The organism is Vibrio sp. 10N.222.52.B12, from assembly GCF_002875385.1.
GTDB lineage: Bacteria > Pseudomonadota > Gammaproteobacteria > Enterobacterales > Vibrionaceae > Vibrio > Vibrio jasicida.
Map to the genome: position 1 here is coordinate 1 of NZ_MDAW01000063.1, position 9623 is coordinate 9623.

The 9623-nt window shown below is 45.7% G+C and carries 12 protein-coding genes; 1 reads left to right on the top strand and 11 read right to left on the bottom strand.

The window, feature by feature from the left end:
- Window positions 1–58 precede the first annotated feature (58 nt).
- The 11 genes from ndk to trmJ form a co-directional block, all read right to left on the bottom strand.
- Entirely contained in the window at window positions 59–484 is a 426-nt protein-coding gene (gene ndk / locus BCT11_RS03655) for a nucleoside-diphosphate kinase (RefSeq protein WP_038869590.1), read from the bottom strand.
- 99 nt (window positions 485–583) lie between these two features.
- The gene (pepB, locus tag BCT11_RS03660; RefSeq protein ID WP_102387172.1) at window positions 584–1882 is read right to left on the bottom strand and encodes an aminopeptidase PepB; all 1299 of its coding nucleotides are present in this window, start codon (window positions 1880–1882) and stop codon (window positions 584–586) included.
- Window positions 1883–2053: 171 nt separating this feature from the next.
- On the bottom strand, window positions 2054–2248 hold the full coding sequence (gene iscX, locus BCT11_RS03665; protein ID WP_038869586.1) for a Fe-S cluster assembly protein IscX: 195 nt from the start codon (window positions 2246–2248) through the stop codon (window positions 2054–2056).
- A gap of 47 nt (window positions 2249–2295) precedes the next feature.
- The gene (gene fdx, locus BCT11_RS03670) at window positions 2296–2634 is read right to left on the bottom strand and encodes an ISC system 2Fe-2S type ferredoxin (protein ID WP_005424889.1); all 339 of its coding nucleotides are present in this window, start codon (window positions 2632–2634) and stop codon (window positions 2296–2298) included.
- A 13-nt stretch (window positions 2635–2647) separates the two neighbouring features.
- Entirely contained in the window at window positions 2648–4501 is a 1854-nt protein-coding gene (hscA, locus tag BCT11_RS03675) for a Fe-S protein assembly chaperone HscA (protein ID WP_102387173.1), read from the bottom strand.
- 21 nt (window positions 4502–4522) lie between these two features.
- On the bottom strand, window positions 4523–5038 hold the full coding sequence (hscB, locus tag BCT11_RS03680; RefSeq protein ID WP_042606293.1) for a co-chaperone HscB: 516 nt from the start codon (window positions 5036–5038) through the stop codon (window positions 4523–4525).
- 55 nt (window positions 5039–5093) lie between these two features.
- The gene (gene iscA, locus BCT11_RS03685; RefSeq protein ID WP_038869579.1) at window positions 5094–5417 is read right to left on the bottom strand and encodes an iron-sulfur cluster assembly protein IscA; all 324 of its coding nucleotides are present in this window, start codon (window positions 5415–5417) and stop codon (window positions 5094–5096) included.
- A 74-nt stretch (window positions 5418–5491) separates the two neighbouring features.
- Window positions 5492–5875, bottom strand: coding sequence for a Fe-S cluster assembly scaffold IscU (gene iscU, locus BCT11_RS03690; RefSeq protein ID WP_005424883.1), 384 nt, complete (start codon window positions 5873–5875; stop codon window positions 5492–5494).
- Between the two features lie 37 nt (window positions 5876–5912).
- Window positions 5913–7127, bottom strand: coding sequence for an IscS subfamily cysteine desulfurase (locus tag BCT11_RS03695; protein ID WP_102387174.1), 1215 nt, complete (start codon window positions 7125–7127; stop codon window positions 5913–5915).
- Window positions 7128–7155: 28 nt separating this feature from the next.
- Entirely contained in the window at window positions 7156–7662 is a 507-nt protein-coding gene (gene iscR, locus BCT11_RS03700; protein WP_038881779.1) for a Fe-S cluster assembly transcriptional regulator IscR, read from the bottom strand.
- Between the two features lie 125 nt (window positions 7663–7787).
- Window positions 7788–8507, bottom strand: a complete 720-nt coding sequence (trmJ, locus tag BCT11_RS03705; RefSeq protein WP_038869573.1) for a tRNA (cytosine(32)/uridine(32)-2'-O)-methyltransferase TrmJ — start codon at window positions 8505–8507, stop codon at window positions 7788–7790.
- A gap of 232 nt (window positions 8508–8739) precedes the next feature.
- On the opposite strand from trmJ, the gene suhB reads away from it, so the two are divergent.
- Window positions 8740–9543: an inositol-1-monophosphatase gene (suhB, locus tag BCT11_RS03710; protein ID WP_038869570.1), complete on the top strand. Its 804-nt coding sequence runs from the start codon at window positions 8740–8742 to the stop codon at window positions 9541–9543.
- The last annotated feature ends 80 nt before the right edge of the window (window positions 9544–9623 follow it).

Below are 9623 nucleotides of genomic sequence, written 5' to 3' on the forward strand. Positions count from 1 at the left end.
CGGACCATATAATTAGCCCCGGAAAATTCCGAGGCTCAACATTCATATTAGAACAAGATTAACGCGGGCAAATCTCTGACTCAGGGAAGAAGAATTCAATCTCACGAGCTGCAGATGTAGGGCTGTCTGAGCCATGAACAGAGTTGTAACGCATACTAAGTGCGTAGTCTGCACGGATAGTGCCACATGCCGCTTCTTCTGGATTTGTTTTCCCCATTAGCTCACGGTAACGAGCGATTGCATCTTCACCTTCCAAAACCTGAACCATGATAGGACCAGATGTCATGAACTCTTTCAGTGCAGGGAAAAAAGGTTTGCCTTCATGTTCTGCGTAAAAACCGCTCGCCTGTTCTTCTGTCAGATGAACCATTTTTGCAGCAACGATGCGTAGACCAGCTTTTTCAATGCGGTGGTAGATCTCACCAATCAGATTGCGTTCTACAGCGTCGGGCTTAACAATTGAAAACGTTCTTTCTAGAGCCATAAAGTTTCCTTTTTGTACTTGTAATAATAGTTTTATATGAGGGACTTGCGTCTCTCTTAGTTATACCAGTACAGACAAAAGTCTGCACTGGCAAAAGTCTTATTTCGTGGCTTGTTCGTTTAGGAAACGGGCAAGAGTACGAACCCCCATACCTGTCGCACCAGCAGACCATTTATCTGACGCTGACTTACGGTAGGTACCCGCGCAATCAAAATGCAACCAACCTTTCTTGTAATCTTCAACGAAGTAAGACAAGAATGCCGCGGCAGTGCTCGCACCAGGAGAGTAATCACCAGAACTGATGTTAGACAGGTCAGCAAAGTTTGATGGCAGCATGCCACGGTGGAAATCAGCAAGAGGTAGTGGCCACAGACCTTCTTTCTCTTGGTTCGCGGCCGTTAGCGCTTGATGAGAAAGCTCGTCATCAAAACTCATTAGCGCATGGTAATCATTACCTAGTGCGTTCTTCGCTGCGCCTGTCAGCGTTGCACAGTCAATGATGAGCTCTGGGGTTTGCTCACTTGCGTAAATAAGACCATCAGCAAGTACCAAGCGCCCTTCGGCGTCGGTGTTCATGATCTCAACTGTCTTACCGTTTTTGTAGGTAATGATGTCGCCAAGTTTAAGCGCACGACCAGATACCATGTTCTCAGCACAACAAAGAATCAGCTTCACACGCTTGTTCAGACCACGAAGAATAGCGAGACCAAGACCACCAGTAATCGTACCTGAACCGCCCATATCAGCCTTCATTGCCGTCATGAAGTTTGATGGTTTCAAGCTGTAACCGCCTGAGTCAAATGTAATGCCTTTACCAACTAAACATGCAAATACCGGTGCGTTTTCATCACCTGTTGGATTGTAGTCAAGTTGCAGCATTGCTGACGTTCGCTCAGAACCACGACCCACTGCGTAGATACCTTCCCAGCCTTCCGACAGTAGGTCTTTATCTTTTACGATACGAGCAGTAACTGTACCTTGAGGCGCAACAGATTTGATGAATTCCGCAGCCATGGTTGCCAGTTGACGAGGGGCAACTTCTTCTGCTGTTTTGTTGATAATGTCACGAGTAAAGTCGGTTGCAGTGATGCGAGCATGAAGCTCAACTTGGTCTTTTTCAGACAGAGCAATCCACTCTAATGTGCCGTGTTTTTTCGGGTTGCGGTAACCTTGGTGGAAAGCCCAAACGCTTTCAACATCCCAGTTATCACCAGCAAGTAGAATTGAACGAATTCCTTGGCCATCTAGTTGACGAGCTGCACGTTGGACTGCGCCAAGATCATGCCCTTCACCTAGGTGAATCGTTGCGCCATTTTCAGCGAAAGAAAGCAATGCTTTGTCGCCCCAATGTGGTGCCGCTGGTTCTTGGCTTAGAAATACAGACATCTGTGTAGACATGGTTTCTCCTTGTCTTATAACGGCGTTGCCTACGCCTCTTCTTTTTAATAACTAACGGATGTTAGCATTATGTAGGGTAAAAATGTCAACTTGATAAAAAAACGGACCTTGAGGTCCGCTTTTTTTAGTGAGAATTGTTAACTCTGCTGCGTTTTACCGCCGAATCGAGCATTAGTCAGCTTCATCCATCCAGCACAAAATAACGGCTTCTAGGATCTTTTCATTAGAACGGTTTGGTTCATCGTCAAACTCTTCCAATTCAGTGATCCATTGATGTAAATCCGTAAAACGTACCGTTTTAGGATCCGTATCAGGAAACTTGTCACAAAGCTCAATCGCGATGTCGCGAGAATCTGTCCATTTCATTGCTCATCTTCCTTTTGCTTCGCCCCTATATTATTGGGGAGATAGTATTAGTGATCTTCTGACGCGTGGTTCAACGTGTATTTCGGAATCTCAACAACCAAATCTTCATCAGCGACCTTCGCTTGGCAACCTAAGCGAGATTCTGGTTCCAGACCCCATGCTTTATCTAGCATATCGTCTTCTAGTTCTTCACTCTCTTCTAGTGAATCAAAACCTTCACGAATGATCACGTGGCAAGTTGTACAAGCACATGACTTTTCACATGCGTGTTCAATACCGATACCGTTTTTCAGTGCTACATCTAGAACGGTGTCACCAGTGTTTGCTTCCAACACTGCACCTTCTGGGCACAAATCTTCGTGCGGTAATACAATAATCTTAGGCATAACTACTTATCTCTTATATATCATTAACTGACTGACCAGACAGTGCAGCTCGAATTGATTTATCCATACGTCGCGACGCAAAGTCTTGGCTTGCTTTGTCGGTGTCTTTAATACCTTGTTCGATTGCTGCGACATCGTCACCATTGCGCAACTCGATCAACGCTTCAATAACTTTAACTAATGCTTGTTTTTCTTGCTCTGACAGCAATTCATCGCCATCAGCTTGCATTGCCGCAATCAAGCCCTCAATCACTCGGTCAGCTTCAACACGTTGCTCCGCTAGAGCTCGAGCTTGCATGTCTTCTTTCGCAAACGCCATTGAATCACGTAGCATGTTCGCGACTTCATTATCACTCAGACCGTACGAAGGCTTCACCTGAATCTCAGATTGTACGCCTGTGCTTTTCTCCATCGCGGTCACGGACAATAGACCGTCAGCATCCACTTGATAAGTCACGCGAATGTGTGCTGCGCCTGCTGCCATTGGAGGAATGCCTTTCAATGAAAAACGAGCGAGTGAGCGGCAATCGTCCACCATTTCACGTTCACCTTGAACGGTGTGCACTGTCATAGCCGTTTGACCATCTTTAAATGTGGTAAATTCTTGCGCTCGTGCAACTGGGATTGTGGTGTTACGAGGAATAATTTTCTCAACCAGGCCACCCATGGTTTCAATACCAAGAGACAATGGGATGACGTCAAGCAGAAGCATTTCAGAATCAGGTTTGTTACCTGCCAAAATATCCGCTTGGATACCGGCACCGATTGCGACGACTTCGTCTGGATTGATCGTAGTAAGCGGTTTGCGACCAAAGAAGTCACCGACCATTTCGCGAACAAGTAACGTTCGTGTTGAGCCACCCACCATTACGGCTTCGAGTACATCTTCTGCATCGACATCTGCATCTTTCAATGCTCGACGACAAGACATCAGCGTTTTCTTAACCAGAGGACGAATCAAATCTTCGAACTGCTCACGAGTCACTGAGCCTTTCCAGCCAAATACATCAACATCAACGCGGTCTTGCTCAGAAAACGCAATTTTCGTCTCGGTTGCAATGTTCAGCAACGCACGGTTTTTCTCAGCAGAAAGCGGCGCTTTTAAGCCAGCTTGCTCCATCAGGTAGTCTGCTAAAAGATGGTCAAAGTCATCACCACCTAGCGCCGAGTCACCACCTGTTGCTAATACTTCAAATACGCCTTTCGACAAGCGTAAGATAGAGATATCAAACGTACCACCACCCAAGTCGTAAACCGCAATAACGCCTTCTTGGCCAGAATCTAAACCGTAAGCAATCGCAGCCGCTGTAGGCTCGTTAAGCAGACGTAGTACATGAAGACCAGCCAATTTCGCCGCGTCTTTTGTACCAGCACGTTGAGCGTCATCAAAGTAAGCAGGAACAGTAATTACCACGCCAGCTAATTCACCACCTAGCGTTTCTTCTGCACGCTTGCTAAGCGCTTTAAGAATGTCGGCAGACACTTCAATCGGGTTTTTGTCACCTTGAGCGGTTTGCAGAATTGGCAGACCGTTGTCGCTTTCTTTAAATTGGTAAGGCAAAGATGGGTAGCGAGCTTGAATGTCTTTTAATGAACGGCCGATCAGACGTTTTACCGAGATGATGGTGTTTGCTGGCTCTAGCTCTGCTTTTGCTTTGGCATCGTAACCGATTGACGCTGAATCTTGCGTGTAGTTTACCACTGAAGGCAAAATGCTACGGCCTTGGTCATCTGTCAGAGTTTTTGCGTCGCCGCTTCGAACTGATGCAACCAAAGAGTTAGTGGTACCTAAGTCGATACCCGCTGCTAACTTATGCTCATGAGGTGCCGAGCTTTGGCCCGGTTCTGCGATTTGAAGTAGTGCCATGATGGGTCCTTGTCACGCTAACTAGCCGAGGAGTTTGTCTTCAACCAGTTCAATTTCGTTCTTTAGTTTGGCAATAAATTTGAGTTTTCGAACTCGGTCTGCGGCTTCTGGCCAAAGACTATTATCAAGTTCTTTTTCTACACTCACCAAATGCTGTTTGTACATTTTGCTGACCTTAGAGTCGAAGTCAAAAAGCGCTGATTCCGGATCAGAGCTGTCAGCAATGTCTTCCAATTCTTCACGCAATTCCATTTGTTCCATCAAGAACATTGGGTCTTGCATAGTTTGCTGTTCACCACGAATTTCAATGCCATTTTCAGCCAAGAGATATTCCGCACGTGAAATAGGCTGCTTTAGAATTTGATAAGCATCGTTAATTTGCGCTGCTTTTTGTACCGCCATCAAGCGATCACGCTCAGAAGCAGTAGCAAAGTTATCTGGGTGGAAGCGTTTTTGTAGTTCTCGGAACTGAGAAGAAAGAAGGCTACCATCCAGCTTAAACTGACTTGGTAGCCCAAATAATTCAAAGTGATTCATTAAGATCGGGTCCTAGTAAAGCCTTCTGGACTCGGTCGTCCAGAAGGACGAACAATTAGACGTTGAAGCTTTCACCACAACCACATTCACTTTTTGCATTCGGGTTGTTGAATTCAAAGCCTTCATTCAACCCTTCCTTCACGTAATCTAACTCGGTACCGTCTAAGTACACCAAGCTCTTCTGATCGATGATGATTTTCACACCTGAAAGGTCAAATACTTCATCTTCTTCGTTAAGATCATCGACGAACTCAAGTACGTAAGCCATGCCGGAACAGCCTGTCGTCTTCACTCCAAGACGCAAACCGACACCCTTGCCTCGGTTGTCTAGGAATGCTTTTACGCGACTTGCCGCTGTTTCTGTCATTGTGATGGCCATACTGCACCTTAAGTTTGTCTAAATTACGTTTTGGAATGGGAGCGTTTTAAGGGCTCCCATTATATACGGAATACTTATTCCTGGTGTTTTTTCTTGTAGTCAGCAACTGCTGCTTTGATTGCATCTTCCGCTAGGATTGAGCAGTGAACTTTCACTGGTGGAAGCTCTAGCTCTTCTGCAATCTCAGAGTTTTTGATAGATGCCGCTTCGTCGATAGACTTGCCTTTTACCCACTCAGTTACGAGTGAGCTTGAAGCAATCGCACTACCACAACCGTATGTTTTGAATTTCGCGTCTTCAATGATGCCTTCTGGGGTCACTTTGATTTGAAGTTTCATTACGTCACCACAAGCTGGTGCGCCAACCATGCCGCTGCCTACTGATGGGTCTTCTTTATCGAAAGAACCAACGTTACGTGGGTTCTCATAGTGATCAATTACTTTTTCGCTGTATGCCATGATAAATTACCTCGAATCCTCTATTCAGTCCGTGAGATTAATGATGAGCCCATTCAACAGTGCTCAGATCAACCCCTTCCTTGTACATATCCCATAGAGGAGACATGTCGCGTAGCTTAGTCACTGCAACGCGGATTTGTTCAATTGCGTAATCAATTTCTGCTTCAGTCGTGAAACGACCAAATGAGAAACGTACTGAGCTGTGCGCCAATTCGTCGTCTAGACCAAGAGCACGAAGAACGTAAGATGGCTCTAGGCTCGCTGATGTACAAGCACTACCAGAAGAGACTGCTAGGTCTTTTAGTGACATCAGTAGAGATTCGCCCTCTACGAATGCAAAGCTCACGTTTAGGTTGTGTGGAACACGCTGTTCTAGATCACCATTCACCGTTACTGCTTCTAGATCTTTAACGCCATCTAGAAGACGGTTACGAAGTGCTAATGCGTGATCGTAATCTTTTTGCATGTCTTCTTTTGCTACGCGGAACGCTTCACCCATACCTACGATCTGGTGAGTTGGAAGTGTACCCGAGCGGAAACCACGCTCATGACCGCCACCGTGCATTTGCGCCTCAAGACGGATTCGAGGTTTGCGACGTACGTAAAGTGCGCCGATACCTTTAGGACCGTAAGCTTTGTGCGCAGACAGTGAAATAAGGTCAACTTTCATTTCTTGAACGTCGATTGGCAACTTGCCTGCCGACTGTGCAGCATCCACATGGAACACAATCTTACGTTCACGACATAATTCGCCGATTGCGGTGATGTCTTGGATAACACCAATCTCGTTGTTAACGTGCATGATTGAAACCAAAACAGTATCTTCACGCATTGCTGCTTGCAGCTTGCCTAAATCAACTAGGCCGTTTGCTTCTGGCTCTAGGTAAGTCACTTCAAAGCCTTCGCGCTCTAATTGACGACATGGGTCAAGAACGGCTTTGTGCTCTGTTTTACAAGTGATTACGTGTTTACCCTTCTTAGAGTAAAAGCGAGCAGCACCTTTGATTGCAAGGTTGTCTGACTCGGTCGCACCTGATGTAAATACGATTTCGCGTGGATCTGCATTTAGAAGGTCAGCAATTTGCTCACGAGCAGTATCTACAGCTTCTTCTGCCTGCCAGCCGTAACGGTGCGAACGCGAAGCTGGGTTGCCAAATGTGCCATCCATTGTCATGTACTGAACCATTTTTTCAGCAACACGAGGATCGACTGGACATGTAGCGGAATAATCAAGATAAATCGGCAGTTTCATTCTCTACTCCAATGTAAAATGCTGACCGCTAAGAGCGGACGTTTACACCGATGGGCGCGGTGGTTGTATTTTTGTTTGATAACCCATGAGTGACCACAAGATCAATGTCCTGACGATCAGAAATTTCTAAGACTTCATTATCTGTCATTAACTCACCGAGCGTAATGTTATTTAAGAAGTCACTAATGCGAGAGCTTAGGTCACGCCACAAAGTGTGGGTTAAGCAACGAGTGCCACCTTGGCAGTCGCCTTTGCCTTGGCATTTGGTTGCGTCAACTGACTCATCAACCGCTGCGATAACAGTGCCAATAGCAATGCTGTGAGCGTCAGTACCCAGTCGGTAACCACCGCCAGGACCACGAACGCTGGCAACAAGACCGGCTTTGCGCAATTTTGAAAAAAGCTGCTCTAAGTATGAGAGCGAGATACCCTGACGCTCTGAGATATCAGCTAGAGGTACTGGGTTTTGTTGCGAGTGCAGTGCCACATCCAGCATGGCCGTCACCGCATATCTTCCTTTAGATGTAAGTTTCATACCACACCGTATCCACATCGTTTGTAATGATTAGGATTTTTCCATACCCGACTAAAATGGTCAAGTATTTATTTGACTAAAATAGTCAGGTATTCATCCTTACACCTAAGGTGGTTATTCTTTGTTCAGAGCTTCTTTTCAATCGCCGTCAAAACACCACGCAAGATATTAAGCTCTTGAGCCTCTGGTCGAGCTCGTGAATACAAACGACGAAGCTTGTTCATCACCTGACCAGGCTGATCTTTGCTAATAAATTGGGTCTCCACCATTACTTTTTCAAGGTGTTCGAAGAACATTTCTAATTCTTTATGGCGAGGGTACTCTTCAGGCTCACTTGGCGTGTACTGGCTTTGTTCTAGGTTGAGGTGTGCAACACGCACTTCATAGCTCAGCGTCTGTACAGCCATTGCTAGGTTGAGCGAGCTGTATTCAGGGTTAGCTGGAATGCAAACATGGTAGTGACACTTCTGCAATTCTTCATTAGTGAGGCCTGTTCTTTCTCGGCCAAATACCAATGCAACAGGGTGCTTTTGGCCTTCGACGGCAAACTTTTCACCACATTCACGTGGTTCAAGCATTGGCCATTCTAAAGTGCGTGAACGTGCACTAGAACCAACCACTAGGCCACAATCTTCAATGGCATCTTCTAGTGTTTTTACTACCTTGGCATTTTGTGCAATATCACCTGCCCCTGCCGCTAGTGCTAGGGTTTGGTCGTCGACCTCACATTGCGGATCAACCAATACAAGCTGGCTTAAACCCATGACTTTCATTGCTCGAGCTGCCGAGCCAATGTTGCCTGAATGAGAAGTTCCGACGAGTACGACTTTTACTTGATCCAACATCTGTGATTGCTACCTAAATTAAAACCGAAGGATATTACCATAATTTTTTAACACACCCTAGGGTGAAGCAGGTTTCTATTCGCATTCTCATCAATTGTTTTTCAGCTTTAAGGTAGGGCTAATTAGTGCGGCTTTTACATGCGACCAAAAAATAACCACTTCCCTTTTCTCTGCACTCTGGTATACTCGCCGCCGCTTTAAATTGTTCTTTAACATCCGTTGGGAAATTCGTATGCATCCAATGCTAAACATTGCTATTCGCGCTGCGCGAAAAGCAGGCAATCATATTGCTAAATCATTAGAAAACACAGATAAAGTTGAGTCTACGCTAAAAGGCACTAATGACTTTGTTACTAACGTAGACAAAGAAGCAGAAGCTATCATCATTGATACTATCAAGCACTCTTACCCAGAGCACTGTATCGTTGCTGAAGAAGCTGGTCTTATCGAAGGTAAAGATAAAGACGTACAATGGATCATCGACCCACTGGATGGCACCAATAACTTTGTAAAAGGTTACCCAACGTTCGCAGTATCTATCGCGGTTCGCTTCAAAGGTAAAACTGAAGTGGCTTGTGTATACGATCCAATGCAAAACGAGCTATTCACTGCACAACGTGGTGCTGGCGCTCAACTAAACAACGCTCGTATTCGTGTAGCTCAACTGAAAGACCTTCAAGGTACTGTTCTAGCAACTGGTTTCCCATTCAAACAGAAGCAACACGCTGAGTCTTACATCAAAATCGTAGGTTCTCTATTCACTGAATGTGCTGACTTCCGTCGTAGCGGCTCTGCTGCTCTTGACCTATGTTACGTGGCTGCAGGCCGTGTTGATGGTTACTTCGAACTAGGTCTAAAACCTTGGGATATGGCAGCTGGTGAGCTTATCGCTCGTGAAGCAGGTGCAATCCTAACTGACTTTGCTGGCGGCACTGAGTACATGAAGTCAGGCAACATCGTTGCTTCTAGCGCTCGTGGCGTTAAATCAATGCTTAAACACATCCGTGAAAACGGCAACAGCGCGATCCTTAAGTAAGATTCTGAAGTCATACTAAGCCCGTCACGCTGATGACTTTTGAATAGCCCCGCTCATTGAGCGGGGCTAATTATATGGTC

Bases quoted from the DNA above. Each gene is read 5' to 3' on its own strand.
- ndk (WP_038869590.1), bottom strand. From the start codon at position 484: ATGGCTCTAGAAAGAACGTTTTCAATTGTTAAGCCCGACGCTGTAGAA.
- pepB (WP_102387172.1), bottom strand. From the start codon at position 1,882: ATGTCTACACAGATGTCTGTATTTCTAAGCCAAGAACCAGCGGCACCA.
- iscX (WP_038869586.1), bottom strand. From the start codon at position 2,248: ATGAAATGGACAGATTCTCGCGACATCGCGATTGAGCTTTGTGACAAG.
- fdx (WP_005424889.1), bottom strand. From the start codon at position 2,634: ATGCCTAAGATTATTGTATTACCGCACGAAGATTTGTGCCCAGAAGGT.
- hscA (WP_102387173.1), bottom strand. From the start codon at position 4,501: ATGGCACTACTTCAAATCGCAGAACCGGGCCAAAGCTCGGCACCTCAT.
- hscB (WP_042606293.1), bottom strand. From the start codon at position 5,038: ATGAATCACTTTGAATTATTTGGGCTACCAAGTCAGTTTAAGCTGGAT.
- iscA (WP_038869579.1), bottom strand. From the start codon at position 5,417: ATGGCCATCACAATGACAGAAACAGCGGCAAGTCGCGTAAAAGCATTC.
- iscU (WP_005424883.1), bottom strand. From the start codon at position 5,875: ATGGCATACAGCGAAAAAGTAATTGATCACTATGAGAACCCACGTAAC.
- BCT11_RS03695 (WP_102387174.1), bottom strand. From the start codon at position 7,127: ATGAAACTGCCGATTTATCTTGATTATTCCGCTACATGTCCAGTCGAT.
- iscR (WP_038881779.1), bottom strand. From the start codon at position 7,662: ATGAAACTTACATCTAAAGGAAGATATGCGGTGACGGCCATGCTGGAT.
- trmJ (WP_038869573.1), bottom strand. From the start codon at position 8,507: ATGTTGGATCAAGTAAAAGTCGTACTCGTCGGAACTTCTCATTCAGGC.
- suhB (WP_038869570.1), top strand. From the start codon at position 8,740: ATGCATCCAATGCTAAACATTGCTATTCGCGCTGCGCGAAAAGCAGGC.